The sequence below is a fragment of the Limnohabitans sp. genome, from assembly GCF_031539175.1.
Lineage (GTDB): Bacteria > Pseudomonadota > Gammaproteobacteria > Burkholderiales > Burkholderiaceae_C > Limnohabitans.
Genome location: NZ_JAVKLQ010000028.1, coordinates 1 through 16,362 on the forward strand (window position 1 = coordinate 1; position 16,362 = coordinate 16,362).

The 16,362-nt window shown below is 60.0% G+C and carries 15 protein-coding genes; 9 read left to right on the plus strand and 6 right to left on the minus strand.

Annotated elements, in window-relative coordinates:
- Positions 1–229 precede the first annotated feature (229 nt).
- The 6 genes from rfbD (at position 230) to RMS95_RS04985 (ending at position 4,869) form a co-directional block, all read left to right on the plus strand.
- Entirely contained in the window at positions 230–1,159 is a 930-nt protein-coding gene (rfbD, locus tag RMS95_RS04960; RefSeq protein WP_310644114.1) for a dTDP-4-dehydrorhamnose reductase, read from the plus strand.
- Entirely contained in the window at positions 1,156–2,031 is an 876-nt protein-coding gene (gene rfbA / locus RMS95_RS04965) for a glucose-1-phosphate thymidylyltransferase RfbA (RefSeq protein ID WP_310644116.1), read from the plus strand. Before rfbD ends, rfbA begins: the two co-directional genes overlap by 4 nt.
- 3 nt (positions 2,032–2,034) lie before the next feature.
- On the plus strand, positions 2,035–2,586 hold the full coding sequence (gene rfbC, locus RMS95_RS04970; protein WP_310644118.1) for a dTDP-4-dehydrorhamnose 3,5-epimerase: 552 nt from the start codon (positions 2,035–2,037) through the stop codon (positions 2,584–2,586).
- 85 nt (positions 2,587–2,671) lie between these two features.
- Positions 2,672–3,541: a UTP--glucose-1-phosphate uridylyltransferase GalU gene (gene galU / locus RMS95_RS04975; protein ID WP_310644120.1), complete on the plus strand. Its 870-nt coding sequence runs from the start codon at positions 2,672–2,674 to the stop codon at positions 3,539–3,541.
- Between the two features lie 142 nt (positions 3,542–3,683).
- Positions 3,684–4,169: a helix-turn-helix domain-containing protein gene (locus tag RMS95_RS04980; RefSeq protein ID WP_310644122.1), complete on the plus strand. Its 486-nt coding sequence runs from the start codon at positions 3,684–3,686 to the stop codon at positions 4,167–4,169.
- The gene (locus tag RMS95_RS04985) at positions 4,162–4,869 is read left to right on the plus strand and encodes a nucleotidyl transferase AbiEii/AbiGii toxin family protein (protein WP_310644124.1); all 708 of its coding nucleotides are present in this window, start codon (positions 4,162–4,164) and stop codon (positions 4,867–4,869) included. Before RMS95_RS04980 ends, RMS95_RS04985 begins: the two co-directional genes overlap by 8 nt.
- Positions 4,870–4,889: 20 nt before the next feature.
- Here the strand turns inward: RMS95_RS04985 and RMS95_RS04990 are convergent, their stop codons facing one another.
- The 5 genes from RMS95_RS04990 to galE are packed head-to-tail and all read right to left on the minus strand — an operon-like array spanning position 4,890 to position 12,003.
- Complete coding sequence (locus tag RMS95_RS04990) at positions 4,890–6,098, minus strand: hypothetical protein (RefSeq protein WP_310644126.1); 1,209 nt, start codon at positions 6,096–6,098, stop codon at positions 4,890–4,892.
- Positions 6,095–7,078 (minus strand): glycosyltransferase, encoded by a 984-nt coding sequence (locus tag RMS95_RS04995; protein ID WP_310644128.1) that lies wholly within the window; start codon positions 7,076–7,078, stop codon positions 6,095–6,097. The genes RMS95_RS04990 and RMS95_RS04995 overlap by 4 nt, the downstream gene beginning before the upstream one ends.
- Complete coding sequence (locus RMS95_RS05000; RefSeq protein WP_310644130.1) at positions 7,072–8,088, minus strand: glycosyltransferase; 1,017 nt, start codon at positions 8,086–8,088, stop codon at positions 7,072–7,074. Before RMS95_RS05000 ends, RMS95_RS04995 begins: the two co-directional genes overlap by 7 nt.
- 1 nt (position 8,089) lies before the next feature.
- Complete coding sequence (locus RMS95_RS05005) at positions 8,090–10,984, minus strand: sugar transferase (RefSeq protein ID WP_310644132.1); 2,895 nt, start codon at positions 10,982–10,984, stop codon at positions 8,090–8,092.
- Positions 10,981–12,003, minus strand: coding sequence for a UDP-glucose 4-epimerase GalE (galE, locus tag RMS95_RS05010; protein ID WP_310644134.1), 1,023 nt, complete (start codon positions 12,001–12,003; stop codon positions 10,981–10,983). The genes RMS95_RS05005 and galE overlap by 4 nt, the downstream gene beginning before the upstream one ends.
- A gap of 139 nt (positions 12,004–12,142) precedes the next feature.
- Between galE and RMS95_RS05015 the strand changes: the two genes are divergently transcribed.
- Both RMS95_RS05015 and argB read left to right on the plus strand, forming a co-directional pair.
- On the plus strand, positions 12,143–13,009 hold the full coding sequence (locus RMS95_RS05015; RefSeq protein WP_310644136.1) for a hypothetical protein: 867 nt from the start codon (positions 12,143–12,145) through the stop codon (positions 13,007–13,009).
- 24 nt (positions 13,010–13,033) lie between these two features.
- Positions 13,034–13,906, plus strand: a complete 873-nt coding sequence (gene argB / locus RMS95_RS05020; protein ID WP_310644138.1) for an acetylglutamate kinase — start codon at positions 13,034–13,036, stop codon at positions 13,904–13,906.
- 27 nt (positions 13,907–13,933) lie between these two features.
- Here the strand turns inward: argB and RMS95_RS05025 are convergent, their stop codons facing one another.
- A complete protein-coding gene (locus tag RMS95_RS05025) occupies positions 13,934–15,001 on the minus strand; it encodes a malate/lactate/ureidoglycolate dehydrogenase (protein WP_310644139.1) in 1,068 nt (355 codons plus the stop codon).
- Positions 15,002–15,174: 173 nt separating this feature from the next.
- On the opposite strand from RMS95_RS05025, the gene RMS95_RS05030 reads away from it, so the two are divergent.
- Positions 15,175–16,038, plus strand: coding sequence for a fumarylacetoacetate hydrolase family protein (locus tag RMS95_RS05030; RefSeq protein ID WP_310644141.1), 864 nt, complete (start codon positions 15,175–15,177; stop codon positions 16,036–16,038).
- Positions 16,039–16,362 lie beyond the last annotated feature (324 nt).

Here is a 16,362-nt window from a genome sequence, read left to right on the forward strand (position 1 = left end):
ATTTGGTATCGTTCTTCTCGGCTGAGGTGCTTGTACATTGGGCAATTTCGATTTGGCGGTTAAAGCGGCCATGATGCTCTCGCATCCTCAGCCACCTATAACCAGTTCATCTTTGTTGCACTTCGTCCTTGAATCCGCCTGACACAAAAAAGCGAATTTGAGCTATTTAAAGTCATTGTTCAATTTGCTGGTCGAGCGGTTGAGCTTTCAAAGATATGAAATTTATTTGATGAACTTTTCTGCACAACGTCTTTTGTTATTGGGTGCCAACGGCCAGTTAGGCCACCAGCTCGCTGTTCAGCTGCAACAGTTGGGCGAGGTCAAAGCGCTCACGCGTGTCGAGGCCGACTTGGCCAACCCTGCCGCTTTGCGCAAGGCGTTGACCGAGCTTGCCCAAGCCTTCCAACCCACGGTGATCGTCAATGCCGCAGCCTACACAGCGGTCGACAAAGCGCAAACCGAAACCGAGTTGGCGCATGCGGTGAACGCCGAGTCACCTGCGGTACTGGCTGAGTTGGCCAAAGTGTGGAACGCCACGCTGGTGCATTACTCCACCGACTACGTGTTTGACGGTTCGGGCACAAAACCCTGGCAAGAGAGCGATGCCACGCACCCGCTGTCGGTGTACGGCCAAAGCAAGCGCGATGGTGAATTGGCCATTGCAGCCCATTGCCCCAAACATTTGATGTTGCGCACCAGTTGGGTGGTGGGCGCTCACGGTGGCAACTTCTTAAAAACCATGCTGAGGCTGGCTGCTGAGCGCGATGCTTTGCGTGTGGTGGCGGACCAAATCGGCGCGCCCACCAGCACCGCGTTGCTGGCCGATGTGACGGTGCAGCTGTTGCAGTCCATGCATGCCGCCGCCGACAATGATGCGCGCTGGGGTATTTATCACTTGGCGGCAGCGGGTGAGGTGTCGTGGCATGGCTATGCGCAGCACGTCATTGCTGGGGCTTTGCAACGAGGTGCAAACCTCAAAGCCAAGCCAGATGCGGTCAGCCCAATCACCACGGCCGAATACCCTGTGCCCGCGCCGCGCCCTCTGAACTCGCGTTTGAACACGCAGAAATTACAAACCACATTTGCGCTCACCCTGCCCGCTTGGCAAGTGGGGGTAGACGCCATCCTCGATCAAATCATCTCTAGGAAATCACCATGAATAAGCAACGCAAAGGCATCATCTTGGCCGGTGGCTCGGGCACACGGCTTTACCCCGTCACGCAAGCGGTGAGCAAGCAGCTCATGCCCGTGTACGACAAGCCCATGATTTATTACCCGCTCACCACGCTCATGCTCAGTGGCATTCGCGAGGTGTTGATCATCTCCACCCCGCAAGACACGCCGCGTTTTACTGAGCTGTTGGGCGACGGCAGCCAGTGGGGCATGCACATCGAGTACGCAGTGCAGCCCAGTCCCGATGGTTTGGCGCAAGCCTTCATCATTGGTAAAAACTTTGTGGCCGACCACCCCAGCGCCTTGGTGTTGGGCGACAACATTTTTTACGGCCACGACTTGGTCAAGCAACTCGACAGCGCCAACCAACGCACCAGCGGCGCCAGTGTGTTTGCCTACCATGTGCACGACCCCGAGCGCTACGGCGTGGTGGAGTTTGATGACCAGTTCCGCGCCTTGAGCATTGAAGAAAAACCCAAAGCCCCCAAGAGCAACTACGCCGTGACCGGTTTGTACTTTTACGACGAACAGGTGTGCGACATTGCGGCTGACGTGAAGCCCTCGCACCGTGGCGAGCTAGAGATCACCGATGTCAACAAGCGCTATTTGGAGCTGAACCAACTGAGCGTGGAGATCATGGGCCGCGGTTACGCATGGCTAGACACGGGCACACACGAGAGCTTGATGGAAGCCGCCAGCTTCATTGCCACCTTGCAAAAACGCCAAGGCTTGATGGTGGCGTGCCCCGAAGAAATTGCGTTCCACCAAAAGTGGATCGACGCTGCGGCGCTGCAAAAGCTGGCTGCGCCTTTGTCTAAAAACGGTTACGGCCAGTACCTGTTGAACTTGCTGAAATAAGCCATGCCTTACCAAGTGACCCCCACGCCCATTGAGGGTGTGTTGATTTTGGAGCCCAAAGTGTTTGGCGACGCGCGCGGCTTCTTTTTTGAAAGCTTCAACGCCCGCGACTTTGAGCAAGCCACCGGCATACAACGCACCTTCGTGCAAGACAACCACAGCAAATCGGCCAAGGGCGTGCTGCGCGGCATGCACTACCAAGCGCAAAACCCGCAAGGCAAACTGGTGCGCGTCACACAAGGCGCAGTGTTTGATGTGGTCGTAGACATTCGTCCTGGTTCCAAAACCTATGGCCAATGGTTTGGCTTAGAGCTGTCGGCCGACAACAAAAAGCAACTCTGGATTCCCGAGGGCTTGGCCCACGGCTTTTTGGTGACCAGCGAAAGCGCCGAGTTTTTGTACAAAACCACCGACTACTACAACCCTGCCTTTGAGCGCAGCTTGTTGTGGAACGACCCAGACGTGGGCATTGATTGGCCTTTGCATTTAATCGATGCAGCGCCATTGTTGGCGGTGAAGGATGCAGAGGCAAAACGGTTCAGTGAGCTTGGATGACAGAGCGATGCGCGGCTTTGAGCCCTCGATACTTAGTAAAATATAAAAACAATAAACGTATTCCCTCGAATTATTCTCAAACCCTATGAAGCAACTTGTCCGTAAAGCCGTTTTTCCTATTGCAGGTTTGGGTACCCGTTTCTTGCCTGCAACGAAGGCTTCCGCGAAAGAAATGTTGCCAGTGGTGGATAAGCCATTGATTCAATACGCGGTGGAAGAGGCCTATGCCGCAGGCATTCGGCACATGATTTTTGTGACGGGCCGTACCAAGCGCAGTGTGGAAGATCATTTCGATACGGCTTACGAATTAGAAACAGAGCTTGAGGCGGCTGGCAAAAAAGAGCTGTTGAATGTGGCGAGATCGATTGCGCCAGACGATATGGTTTGTACGTATGTACGTCAGTCGCGCGCCTTGGGCCTGGGGCATGCGGTGTTGTGCGCGAAAGAGTTGGTGGGCCAAGAGCCGTTCGCCGTTCTGTTGGCCGACGACTTGATGGTGGGCGAGCCTTCTGTCACCGCTCAGTTGGTGGCGCAGTTCAATGCACTTCAATCGTCGATTGTGGCGGTGCAGGATGTGCCTCTTGAACACACCAAGCGATATGGCATCGTGTCAGGCGCCGTTGTGGCAGACGATTTGGTCGAGATGACGGCGATTGTTGAAAAGCCCGAACCTGCCAAAGCACCCAGCACATTGGCTGTTGCTGGCCGTTATGTGTTGTCAGGAAATATCTTCAACGAATTAGAAGCGCTGCCTCGCGGCGTTGGCGGCGAGATTCAATTGACCGATGGCATCGCTAATTTGTTGCGCAAAGAAAAAGTGTATGCCTATCGTTATGCAGGCAAGCGCTACGACTGCGGCAGCAAGTTGGGCTTTCTGCAAGCCACCGTCGATTTGGGTGAGCACCATCATGAAGTCGGGGCTGAGTTTTCAGACTGGTTGTCTAACCGTTCGTGATCAACCGGTGGGGCGACGTTAACGAAGTCGAGCCATCCACACGGTCAGCCCTACTCGCTGAGATGTCCGCCTGAAGGTTGGCTAAGGTTAACTGTTTCTTTGAATAGACAAAACTGGAGTTTTGTGTAAAATGAGAAACACTATGGCCAAAAATACGACGACTCATGACAAGCCAAATGCCACCCAGCTTCAATCCCTTGGCGCAGAACTACGCGCCAGGCGCAAGGTCTTGGGCGTGAGCGCCGTGGTGACCTCTGAGGCTGCCGGTCTGTCGCGGGTCACTTTGCACCGCATTGAAAAAGGTGAGCCTTCGGTCACCATGGGCGCCTGGAGCAGCGTGGCCAGCGCACTTGGCATGCAGCTCAAGCTGGAAGTAGAGACGACGGCAAACGAAGTAGACCTTCAACCCAAAGGCTGGTGGCCTGTGCGCATTACCTTGGCGGACTACCCCCAACTCAAGGCACTCGCTTGGCAAGTGCAAGGGGCAGACTATTTGACCCCAGTAGAGGCTTACGACATTTACGAACGCAATGCGCGGCACTTGGACCTTGCGGCCATGCGTGAAGACGAGCATGACCTGTGGCAAGCGCTGCAGCAAGCCTTTGGCAAAAAGACCATCCATGTTTAAGCGTCCACATCACCAACGCATTGCTCATGTGTTGAGCGCTCTGGATGCTCAAGTATTGGCGCGGCACGCCTGCTGGTTCGGTGGCGGCACTTGCATTGCTTTGCGGTATGGGGAGTACCGCGAATCTGTTGATATTGATTTTCTAGTCTCCAATGCGGCAGGCTACCGTGATTTGCGGCAGCTGCTCACGGGTACCGAAGGCCTTGCTCCCATCACCCGCCCCAACGCCATGCCCCTGATGCTGGCGCGTGAAGTGCGTGCAGACCAGTACGGCATACGCACGCAAGTGCTGATGGACGGTCAAGCCATCAAGTTGGAAATCGTGCGCGAAGCGCGCGTTGAGTTGCAAGCGCCCGGACCAGACGACTGCATTTGCGGTGTGAACACCTTGTCGGTGCTGGATCTTGCGACCAGCAAGCTGCTCGCCAATGCCGATCGTCAGGCCGATGATGGTGTGTTCAGCCGCGACGTGATTGACCTAGCCATGATGTCGTTACCCTTGCGTGTGCTGCATGCGGCGGTAGACAAGGCCACAGAAGCTTATGGGGCTGCAATCATCAGAGACCTTGCCAAAGCCATAGATCGTCTGGAGAACAGAACGGGCTGGCTCGAGCGCTGCATGCAAGTGATGGCCATACACATGCCCAAGGCCGTGCTCTGGAAAAAAATTAGGAGCCTCAGGCGCCTGCTGCCTGCTTAGGCTGTCGAAGCTTGGCCCATTTAACGCAAGCGAGCCATCCACGCAGCCAGCCCCACCAGCCCCAAGCTGCTGACCACAGCAAAACCCATCATGTGCGCCGCCGCATCCATGCGCACTGGCAACGCCAGCGGTAGCAGCAACACGACCGCTTGCAGCAGCGCCAAGCCCATGCAAGCCCACGAATAGCGTGCCGCAGCATGTGCCTGAAAAGGCCGGTGGCTGAAGGCCGCTGACAAACAAGCGCTGCCTTGCCACAGCACCAGCGGCACGATGTAGGGCCACACACCTTGCCAGCGGGTGTCTAGCCATTGCCAGTTCAAGGCCAGCGCGCACACGCCACCCAAGCCGAGCACGGCACCCCATGCGGAGAGGCCCAGCCACATGGGGGCTATTTGATGTTTGTGTGATTTTGTTTGCGCCAACACCACTTGCGCCCAAGCCATGTGCACGACGGCAGGTACAAAGCCCAGCACGCGCAGCAGGGCGGTCATCCAACCTGTTTCTTGTGCGCCATACAGACGCTGCCAGACCACGACCAAGGCGGTGGCCAGCAACGCATCGGCCAAGGTGTGGGCCATGCGCAGCGTGGCGCTGCGGGTGTCCGATTGGTTTGGAGAGGCAGCGGCTGCTTGTTGTGAGGGGCTGGGCTGAGGTGCTTCAGCCGATGGCCAAAAAACAGGCACCAACCAAGCCGCGCCCACGGCATAACCCAAGATTGCGGCGATGACCAGCGCGCTGTTTATATGCCAGAGCCATGCGGTGGCCAGCGCCAACAAGGCGGCGGTCAGTGGCGGCAATACCCGCACGGCGGCTTGTTGCCAAGCGCTGCCCACGCGCAAGCTGTGGCTTTGCGAGAGCAAATTACCCATTTGAAAAAACGCCAGCAGCAACACCCACAGCAGGGCAGGCCATAGCGCTAAGTCGCTGAGCCAGACGGCCAAAGCCGCCACCGGCAGCAAGGCCAAGCCACGCCGCACACTGCTGCGCCATGCTTGACGCAGCGCTTGGTTGGCGGGCGTGTGGGCGTTGGCCAGCAAGCTGAGTGGGGCTTGGGCCAAGGCCAAGGTCATCCAGAAAAAACCGATTTGGCTGAGCACCGAAAACTCGCCCACTTCTTGCGGCGTGAAAAGGCGCAGCATGAGCAAGGCAAACGCGACTTGGGTGCCAAAGGCGACCAAGCTGGCCAGTGCCACGGTGTGGCTGGCGCGGGGCAGTTTGAGCGCGCTCATGGCGACACTTCTCGCGCGCTAGGCGTGTGCGCCGCGCTGAGGTGCGAGGCGTCTATGTGCAGCTTTTTCCATAGCGGCAAATGTCGCAGCAAGTTGGGCCACGCCAAATGCTGCACATCGGGCACGCGGTACGGATAAGCGTCGAGCGCCTCGCCAAAGCTCAAGGTCCAGGTGTCTGGCGCGTCTTTGAGCAGATGAAAGTTGCCTTCCAAGTGCGTGGCAAAGTAGCGCACCCATGCGTAGTCGTTGCTCACCACGGGCAGGCCGACCGCGCAGTACTCCAACAGTTTGGTGGAGGTTTGTTGGTGGTAGGGCGCGACGTTGCTGACCAAGTTCAAACCGAAGCGGGCGCGCAGCAAATGGCGGGGCACTTCGGCGTGCGGCACACGGCCTGTGCAGTGCGCTGAGGGCGGTAGCAAGGCGCGCACGGCATCGGGCACCTCGCCCACCAGCAGCAGCGTGCGGTCCGCCTCGTGAATGCTGTGCAGCAGGGGCATGAAGGGCAAGAGGCGGCCCATTTCACCGAGGTACACCAAGTCGAACTCAGCACTTTGGGTGTGGTGGTGCGCCTTGACGTCCGCCCGCATTTGTCCGGCGTCTAAAAAATGCTGCGCCACGCCCATGTCGCGCAAATTGCTGGGCACGTGGTCAGTAAAGCCGAGGCGCTCGCGCACCCACGCGTTTTGAAACACCCGAAAGTCGGGGCGGGGCTGGGTCCAGTGTTTGACTTGGTCTTTCAGCCACGCATGCGGCGGCACCGAGGCTGAGGTGTATTCGTGGATGTGAAAAGCTTGGCGCAAACGGCGCGCTTCTGAGTGGGGCACGCGCCCGCAGATCCACCACACCACTGGCGCGTTGTCGGGCACGGTGGTGCTGGTGTCGTGGATGTGCGCTTCGTGCCCGTGCGTGGTGATGAACTGCGCGTAAGCGTCGAGCTCGGGCAAATACGAGGGGCCGTTGCGCACGAAGTGAATCAGCATGTGCGCAGCACCTGTTGCCAGTGGCGAACAAAGTCGGCCAGCGTGTGGCGGGCCACGATGCGAGCCATGTCGTCACGCACTTGTTCGGGGGGCAGGCTGAGCACGGTCATGACGGCTTCGGCCAGTGCCACGGGGGTGTCGCCACGGGCCAAGAGGTAAGGGGCGTCGCGGTCGAACAGCTCGCGCATGGCGGGGATGGGCAAGGCCACGCAGGGCACGCCGCAGGCGAGCGACTCGAGTGCGGTCATGGGGCAGCCCTCGTAGCGCGAGGGCAGCAGCGTGATGTGCCAAGGCTGGTAGAGGCTGGCGCCGTTGGGGTGTTTGCCCAAAAAGTGCACGCGGCCTTGGTAGAGCAAGTCCATGCCGTCGTGCACCAGTTGGCGGTGCAAAGGGCCTTCACCAACGACGCCAAGTTGGGCGTGCGAGGGCAAGAAGCGCAGGGCTTCCAGCAAAAAGCCAGGCTGTTTTTCTTCCGACAAACGGCCCACGTAGCCGAGCAGCAAAGGCGCCAAGCCATCGCCGCCGTGGCCCGCATGCACGTGCAAGGGCTGGCCCAGCGGCAGCTCACCCAAGCCGTTGTGCACAACGGTGCAGCTTTGTGCGCTGCTGAGTTGTTTGACAAAGCCCACCAGCGAGTCTTGGGTGGTGCGCGACACGCACACAAAGTGGCTGACTTGCTTGTACAGCAGCTTGAGCCAGAGTTGTTTGAGGGCCGACGCACGCGCGGTGTGCAGCACGTCTTGCAGTGGGCCGTGCACCCAGCTGACGAGCGGTTTGCCGGTGATGGCTTTGAGTGCCGCCCCAGCGTAGGTGGGGCCAAAGTTGTGTGTGGCCACGATGACGTCGTGTTGCTTGGCCGCTTGCACCAAGGTGCCCCACGCGGTTTGCCGCCACGGCAGCGCTGTGATGGGCCAGTCTTGGGCACTCAAGCCCTCGGCCAAGGTGCGCGACATGGTTTGCACGCCGCCCCACGAGGGCTCTTCTAGCAGCAGGATGCGGCGGGTCGTCATATCACCGAGCGCCAAACCCCGTGCAGATGGTTTTGACGGTTTTGGCGGCGATCAGCAGGTCCAACGCCAACGAGTAGTGCGCCACGTAGTACAGGTCGTAGCTCAGCTTGAGGCGGGTGCTGTCGGTGCTGTCGGCATAGCCTTGCTGCACTTGGGCCCAGCCCGTGAGGCCGGGGCGCACCAAGTGGCGGTAGGGGTAGCTGGGAATGGTGGTGGCAAATTCGCGCACAAACGGTGCTTGCTCGGGGCGCGGGCCAATCAGACTCATGTGGCCGCGCAGCACGTTCCAGAGTTGGGGCAGTTCGTCTAAGCGGGTGCGCCGCAAAAAGTGGCCCACGCGGGTGATGCGCGGGTCGTCGGCTTGCGCAAAGTGCACGCCCGGCGCTTGCAAGCCGTGCACCATGCTGCGGAATTTCCAAAGCCTAAACAGCTGCCCGTTGCGACCCACGCGTTGCTGCGAAAACAGCGCGGGGCCTTTGGAGTCGAATCGAACCGCCGCAGCGACGAGCAACGACAAGGGCAACCAAAGCGGCGTCAACACCACCAAGGCCGCCAAGTCGAGCAGGCGCTTGACGCGGTCGTAGCCGGGGTCGTTGTCGATTTCCCACAGGCTGTCGGCAGCGGTGGGCAGCATCTTGCGGCCACTCATGAGTTCGGCCACCGCTTCGACGCTGTACAAGCGCAGGTGCTGCATCTTGAGTTGGCCCAGCAACTGCGTGCGCTCAGGCGTGGTGGGCACATGGCGGTCGAGCACCAAACCGTCGCAGGCGGGCAAGGCGGTGTCGGCGAGAGGGCTCCAATGCTGCAAATCGACGGCGCGTGGGTCGAGGGCTTGGGGATGCAGGCAAGCGGCCAACTGGGCGGGCACGCTGGCGTCCAAATGCACCAAGCGCAAGACGCGGTGTTTGACCAAGCGGTGGTAGCCCAACCATAGCCACAAGGTGGTGGCCACATAGGCCCACAGCACCGCAGCGCGTGAGTAGGGCTGTTGCAGCAAGGCAAAGCCCAATGGGGTGAGCACAAAGGGGGCCACGGTGGCCACCCACAGCACGCCACCGCGCTCGGCCACGGGCAGGTGCGAGGCGCGCATGAGCAAGTGGCTGGCCACGATGTAGGGCAGCACGCACCACCACAAGGTGTCGCCAAATTGGTAGGTCATGACGCCCGCGTCTTGCAGCCACTGCGCGGCGAACAGGCTGGGCGGCAGCATCCATGCGCCCCACAGCGTCCAGCTTTGCAGGGCGTCGCGGCGGCGCACCGAGGCCGACACCAAGGCAGAGCCCACGGCGTTGTCGTCGGTTTGGGGACGTGAGGTGGCGGCGTCGTCGCGCAGGCATTGCTCGTAAACGGTCATCACGCGCTCGGCCATGTGCTCGACGGCGAAGTTGCTCTCGAAACACTGTTGCGCGGCACGGCCCAAGCGTTTGCGCAAATAGGGCTCGCGCACCAAGCGCATGAGTTGCTCGGCCACCGCCTCGGGGGTGTTGGCGACCAACAGCCCTTCTTGGCCGGGGATGAGTTGTTCGCGAATGCCGGGCAAGTCGCTGGCCAAAATGCCGAGGCCCGCACGCATGGCTTCGAGCACGGTGATGGGCATGCCTTCGTGGTCGGACAGCAGCACAAACACATCGTGTTCGGCAAGCCGTTCGCTCACGTTGTTCACATCGCCCAGCCATGTGACTTCTTGCAAGTTGAGCTCTTGGGCCAACGCCTCGTGCGCCGCGCGCAGGGGGCCATCGCCCGCCAAGCTGACGGCCAATTCGTAGCCCAAGGTGTTGCGCACTTGGGCCAAGGCGCGCAGCAGCACGTCGTGGCGTTTGGGCGCTTTCATGCGCGCCACCATGATCAAGCGGGGCTTGGTGGTGTGCACGCTGACAGGGGTGGTTGGGGCTACGTGGTCTTCGGCTTCAGGTGCTGCGACCGCCACCAATGGCGCGGGCAATTGGCCAATGCCGTTGGGGATGATGTGCACCCGCTCTTGCGCGATGGGCAGCTGGTAGGCCAGTTCGCGCTCGTGCTTGGAGACGCAAATCATGTGCGTGGTGGCGCTGGAGAGTGCGCGTTCGGCCAGCGAGGCCATGTGACGACGCAGCCACGGAATTTCGGGTTTGAAACCAAAGCCGTGCACGGTGTAGACCACGGGCCGCGCCGTGCGTTGGCAGGCCATGCGTGCGGTCAGCCCCGCGATGGCGCTGTGGGCATGGATCAAATCGGGTGGGTTGGCGGCAATCTGCGCGGTCAATTGTTGGATGGCAGGCCACAAGCGCCACGGGTTGAGCGACTCCACCATGTCGGGCATGGGGCACACCGTGATGCCCAAGGCGTGCAGTTGCTGACCCAACACCGAGGCTTCTTCGGGGCCACCAATGACCACGGTGAAGTGAATGCGCGATTGCAGCGCCTCGCACAAGGCCAGCACATGCGACTGCGCGCCGCCCGCTTCGCCTTTGGTGATGACCAGCATCACATGCGGTTTTTGGGTAGCGTCGGACGTGGTCGATTCCGCGGCGGGCTTGGCCCACGGGTTTTGGCGTTTGGGGGGTGTGGGCACCAAGTTGGCCAGCTGCAAGGTGGCTTCAACGTCCACGCTAGGAATGGGCGTGCGCGGTGGCGCTTCTTTGGCGGTGTGGGGCTCGTGCTCGGGTTCGAGCGCGGGCATGTCCGAGGCGGCTGCGATGTCGGCAACGGGTGCTGCGGTGGTTTCAGCGACGGCTGGCAGCTCGGTTGGCGTTTGCGGAGGTGTTTCCGTCGGCACTTCGACGTCAACCTCTGCAGGGGCTACAGGCGCTGCGGTTTTGCGTTTGGCGCGTGGCTTTTTGACGGCCGCTGCGGGCGGGGCGTCTTGGGCCGGAAAGTCGTCAAACAGGGACAGCGTGCCGTCGTCTGGGTTTTTCATAGGGGGGTGTCGAAGCCTTGTGGATTCATCGATTGCCAGCGCCAAGCATCGGCGCACATGCGGTCGAGGTTGAGCTCGGTTTGCCAGTTCAGCAAGGCTTTGGCTTGGCGCGCGTCAGCCAAACATTGCGCCACATCGCCGGGGCGGCGTGGCACCACTTTGTGGGGAATGGGCACGCCGTTGACGCGGGCAAAGGTGTCCACCATGTCTTGCACGCTCACGCCTTGGCCAGTGCCGAGGTTGAGGGTCAAGAGTTTGGGATCGTCCAAGGCGCGCAGAGCGGCCAAGTGACCGGCGGCCAAGTCGACCACATGCAGGTAGTCGCGCACGCCGGTGCCGTCGGGCGTGGGGTAGTCGTTGCCAAAAATCTGCAAGGCTTCGCGCTGGCCCAAGGCCACTTGTGTGATGTAGGGCATGAGGTTGTTGGGGATGCCGTTGGGCGCTTCACCCAGCAAGCCGCTTTCGTGCGCGCCCACGGGGTTGAAGTAGCGCAAGATGGCGATGTGCCAACGCGGATCAGCGGCGTACAACTCGCGCAGTGCGTCTTCGCACATGAGCTTGCTGCGGCCGTAGGGGTTGGTGGCAGTCAGTGCAGCGGTCTCGGGAATGGGCACGCTGACGGGGTCGCCGTACACGGTGGCCGACGAGCTGAACACGATGCGGCGCACGTCGGCGCGGTCCATCGCTTGCAGCAGGTTGATGGTGCCGCTGACGTTGTTCTCAAGGTAACGCAGAGGCTGGGCCACCGACTCGCCCACGGCTTTGAGGCCCGCAAAGTGGATCACGCCTGCAAACGCGTGGCGTGCAAACAGGGCGTCTAAGGCGGCGCTGTCGCGGACGTCGGCCTGCACAAACTCAATCGGGCTGGCGTTGAGGCGGGCCAAACGGTCGAGCACTTTGGGGCTGGAATTGCACAAGTTGTCCAAAATCACCACGGGTTGGCCTGCTTGGGCCAGCGTCACCACGGTGTGGGAGCCAATAAATCCGGTGCCACCGGTGATCAAAATGGGTTGTGTCATAGTGGAATTTACGTGAGTGACACAATTATCTACCGCAGCCGTGTGTCTGCCGCCCTAAAATAAATGTCAGCCCATGGCTAAGCGCAGAGTTAGCGCGGCCTTAGGCGGTTTTCTATCTTTTTACCTTTTTAGTACTTCCATGAAACGTCAACACCCTTCCCATACAGCGGCGCAAGGCAGCGCCGAGTCTTGCATTGCCCTCATCGACGCGCGTTTTTTAGCGTGGTTGCAAGGGCACACAGACGGTGGCCAAGACCCGGTGCGCCAACAACTGCACGGTTTGTTGGGCAATGCCTTGGCCCACAACGGTTTGGACCTGAACCTGCGCCGCATTTATTGGTACAGCGACACCCCCGATGACCAAGCGTACGACGCCCAAATCAGCCGCGCCGTGATGCCTCACAGCCAAGACGGCGGTTTGTCGATGTTGCGCACCTTGGGCGCGGACTTGAAGCGTTTGGCCGAGTGGGGCGCGTGCGACCACATTTTGGTGGGCAGCGACGACGAGCGTTTGTTGGCCTTGATTGACGAAGCACAGTTGCATGGCGTGGCCGTGCATTTGCTGGCCGACGAAGCCTCACGCAACATGAACCAACTCAACCGCGATGACCCAGGTTGGGCGCGTTTGCTGTCGCAAGCTGACCACCGCGTGGTCTTGGGTGCACAAGCTTTGCGTGACGGTGCAACCCCTCGCCACGCCAGTTCCATGCACGCCGTTGCGCCCATCGACCCCGAACAATTGCGTGCGCAACTCGGCACCGTGATCAACACGTGGTGGGCCGAGGAACCTGAAGATTTGCGCGAAGAATTGCGCGAAGAGCTGCAAAACACGCGCGGCATTCCACAAGAGGTGGACCGCCAGTTGCTCTTGGGCGTGCGTCGTGTGTTGGAGCGTGCGTTGAGCTTCCAAGAGAAAAAGTTGTTGCGTGAAATGGTCCGTGACCTCGTGTTGGGCCCACAAACTGCCACCTCAGCATCTGCTGAATTGATTCACCACGAAGACTGATCGCTAGACGGAGCTTTGCACACCATGAGCACTTTTTCTCCTGCTGACATCCTGGCCCAAGCGCTGCCGTACATCCGCAAGTTCCACGGCAAAACGCTGGTCATCAAATACGGCGGCAACGCCATGACCGACCCCGCACTGCAAAAAGCATTTGCCGAAGACGTGGTGTTGCTCAAGCTGGTGGGCATGAACCCTGTCGTGGTGCACGGCGGAGGCCCGCAAATTGAAACAGCCTTGAAGCGCTTGGGTAAAACCGGCGAGTTCATTCAAGGCATGCGCGTGACCGATGCCGAAACCATGGAAGTGGTGGAGTGGGTGTTGGGTGGCGAAGTGCAGCAAGACATCGTGGGCTTGATCAACCAAGCTGGCGGCAAGGCCGTGGGTTTGACGGGCCGCGATGGCGCCATGATCCGCGCCAAAAAACTCAAGCTGCACGACACGCAAGACCCGAGCAAAGAGTACGACGTGGGCCAAGTGGGGGACATCGTCAGCATCGACCCCAGCGTGGTGAAAGCCTTGCAAGACGATGCTTTCATTCCGGTGATCAGCCCTATCGGCTTTGGTGAAAGCAACGAGAGCTACAACATCAACGCCGACGTGGTGGCGGCCAAATTGGCCACCGTGCTGGGCGCTGAAAAACTGTTGATGCTCACCAACATCCGTGGCGTGCTCGACAAAGCGGGCGAGTTGTTGACCGAACTCACCCCGCGTCGCATTGACGAGTTGTGCGCTGACGGCACCATCAGCGGCGGCATGATCCCGAAGATCGCTGGTGCGTTAGATGCGGCCAAGAGCGGCGTGAACGCAGTGCACATCATCGATGGCCGCGTGCCGCACGCCATGCTGCTCGAGGTGCTGACCGAGCAAGCGTTCGGCACCATGATTCGCTCGCATTGAGGCTGGCGCTGCTGGCCGTCTAACGGCTCAGAGCGTGACGCCCACCTTGCGTGCGGCGTCTTGAATTTCTTGCCAAGTGGCATCGTCGACGACGATGCCATTTTTTTTGCGTGCCGCGCGTGCGGCACGTTCAGGGTCACCAGCCACCCGCACGCCGTCGCTGTTGGGGCTGGCAGGGCTTTGGCGCAGCCAGTCGATGAAGGCCAAGGTTTCTTGGGCAAAGCTCAGCTGTGTGCCCAAGGCTTTGGGGTCGATGATGATGCTGAGCATGCCGTTGTAGACCGCGCGTTTGGTGTCCGCCGCGCGGTGCCAAGTGCCGCCCCCGCTCAAGGCGCCGCCCAGCAACTCACAGGCGACGGCCAAACCAAAGCCTTTGTGTTCGCCAAAGGGCATGAGGGCGCCATAGCCGCCGTTGCTTTGTGGCACCACCACCACGCCGGGGCGGTTGGTGGGCTGGCCGTGTTCGTCGATCAAGGTGCCGGGGGCGACTTCTTTGCCTTCGTTGTGGGCCACGCGCATCTTGCCTTGGGCCACGCGGCTGGTGGCGAAGTCCAGCACAAAGGGCTCGCGGGTGGTGTCGTCCATGCCGACGGGAATGCCGATGCAGCAAGGGTTGGTGCCAAAGCGGCCATCGCCGCCGTGCCAAGGCGCTACCACGGGGCGAGAGAGCACGTTCACAAAGTGCAGCGACACCCAGCCGCGGGCCACCGCCATTTCGGCGAAGTGACCAATGCGGCCCAAGTGGTGCGCATGAGACAGCGACATGATGCACGCGCCATGCTGTGCCACCCGATCAAATGCGAGGTTCATGGCTTGCACGCCCACGGTTTGTCCAAAGCCTTGTTGACCGTCGAGGCCCAGCAACATGCCGCTGTCCACCCGCACCGCCACGTCGCTGTTGGGCGTTAAGCCACCTTCCAAAATCGCGTCGATATAACGCGGTGCCATGCCGACGCCATGTGAGTCGTGGCCGCTGAGGTTGGCCATCACCAAGTTAGCGGCCACTTCTTGGGCTTCGCTGGCGCTGCTGCCTGCGGCGACAAAAATGCGGCTGATGTGCTGTTCGAGGTCTTGGGCTTGAAGCGTGATGGGCATGGGTTTTAACTAGGTTGAAATGGGGTTTAATCGTCATACCATAATATTCTTGTGCGCCGTGCATGGCGACTCGGGGAAACCAGTAAACACCTTGACTGCTGTCGCGTGGGTGCAGTTTGTCCGTTTTGCGCACGTCATAATTCTTGAGAATTTTTTAACCCGAAAGGCAATTCATGAAACTGGTTCGATATGGCAACCCCGGCAAAGAAAAGCCCGGACTGATTGATGCAGCAGGCAAGTTGCGTGACCTGAGCAAGGTCATCAAAGACGTGACCCCCGATCAACTCAGCGACAAAGCGCTGGCCAAAATCGCCAAGCTCAACACCGAGAAGTTGCCCTTGGTCAAAGGCAAGCCACGCATGGGTTGCCCCGTCGCCAACATTGGCAAGTTCTTGGCTATCGGCTTGAACTACGCCGACCACGCTGCAGAGTCGGGCATGCCGATTCCTAAAGAACCCATCGTGTTCACCAAAGCCATCAGCTGTATCCAAGGCCCCAACGACGACGTGATGTTGCCCAAGGGCTCGGTCAAGTCGGACTGGGAAGTGGAACTGGGCATCGTGATCGGTACACAGGCACGCTACGTGTCGCAAAAAGACGCGTTCAATTACGTGGCAGGCTATTGCTTGATCAACGACGTGAGCGAGCGTGAGTACCAGTTGGAGCGCGGCGGCTCATGGGACAAGGGCAAGGGTTGCGACACCTTCGGCCCCATCGGCCCTTGGTTGGTGACCCGTGACGAAGTGCCAAACCCACAGAAGCTGGGCATGTGGCTGGACCACAACGGCGTGCGCATGCAAAACGGCAACACCAAGACCATGATCTTCGGTGTGGCCAAAATTGTGAGCTACGTGAGCCAGTTCATCACCTTGATGCCCGGCGACGTGATCTGTACCGGCACGCCTCCTGGTGTGGGCATGGGCATCAAGAAAGACGGTAAGTCAGCGCCTGTGTACTTGAAGCGTGGTGACACCATGACTTTGGGGATCGAAGGTCTGGGCGAGCAACATCAGAAGGTTGTGGCTTTCAAAGCTTGATCTTCTTTTGTACTGCTGAAGAAGCCACTCTTATGAGTGGCTTTTTTGTTTGCGCTCCGGTGAGGGCGCATGACGCGCATGGGGTGCGGCGGCTTCCTCATGATGGGTACATAAAATCGTCACCCGCCCTAAGCCCCTCCCCGAAGTCTGCGAGCGACGTTGCTTCGCTTGTCTGGCTCACGCATACGTCACCTCCAATAACCCAAAGCATGGCGCGGGGGGGGGGGGGGGGGGGGGGGTTATTTTTTTACAGAAAACAGGGTGACACCCCCCCCCCCCCCCGCCATGCCCCCCCCCGCGCCGGGGCACAAAAAAAACACACAA

Bases quoted from the DNA above. Each gene is read 5' to 3' on its own strand.
- rfbD (WP_310644114.1), top strand. From the start codon at position 230: ATGAACTTTTCTGCACAACGTCTTTTGTTATTGGGTGCCAACGGCCAG.
- rfbA (WP_310644116.1), top strand. From the start codon at position 1,156: ATGAATAAGCAACGCAAAGGCATCATCTTGGCCGGTGGCTCGGGCACA.
- rfbC (WP_310644118.1), top strand. From the start codon at position 2,035: ATGCCTTACCAAGTGACCCCCACGCCCATTGAGGGTGTGTTGATTTTG.
- galU (WP_310644120.1), top strand. From the start codon at position 2,672: ATGAAGCAACTTGTCCGTAAAGCCGTTTTTCCTATTGCAGGTTTGGGT.
- RMS95_RS04980 (WP_310644122.1), top strand. From the start codon at position 3,684: ATGGCCAAAAATACGACGACTCATGACAAGCCAAATGCCACCCAGCTT.
- RMS95_RS04985 (WP_310644124.1), top strand. From the start codon at position 4,162: ATGTTTAAGCGTCCACATCACCAACGCATTGCTCATGTGTTGAGCGCT.
- RMS95_RS04990 (WP_310644126.1), bottom strand. From the start codon at position 6,098: ATGAGCGCGCTCAAACTGCCCCGCGCCAGCCACACCGTGGCACTGGCC.
- RMS95_RS04995 (WP_310644128.1), bottom strand. From the start codon at position 7,078: ATGCTGATTCACTTCGTGCGCAACGGCCCCTCGTATTTGCCCGAGCTC.
- RMS95_RS05000 (WP_310644130.1), bottom strand. From the start codon at position 8,088: ATGACGACCCGCCGCATCCTGCTGCTAGAAGAGCCCTCGTGGGGCGGC.
- RMS95_RS05005 (WP_310644132.1), bottom strand. From the start codon at position 10,984: ATGAAAAACCCAGACGACGGCACGCTGTCCCTGTTTGACGACTTTCCG.
- galE (WP_310644134.1), bottom strand. From the start codon at position 12,003: ATGACACAACCCATTTTGATCACCGGTGGCACCGGATTTATTGGCTCC.
- RMS95_RS05015 (WP_310644136.1), top strand. From the start codon at position 12,143: ATGAAACGTCAACACCCTTCCCATACAGCGGCGCAAGGCAGCGCCGAG.
- argB (WP_310644138.1), top strand. From the start codon at position 13,034: ATGAGCACTTTTTCTCCTGCTGACATCCTGGCCCAAGCGCTGCCGTAC.
- RMS95_RS05025 (WP_310644139.1), bottom strand. From the start codon at position 15,001: ATGCCCATCACGCTTCAAGCCCAAGACCTCGAACAGCACATCAGCCGC.
- RMS95_RS05030 (WP_310644141.1), top strand. From the start codon at position 15,175: ATGAAACTGGTTCGATATGGCAACCCCGGCAAAGAAAAGCCCGGACTG.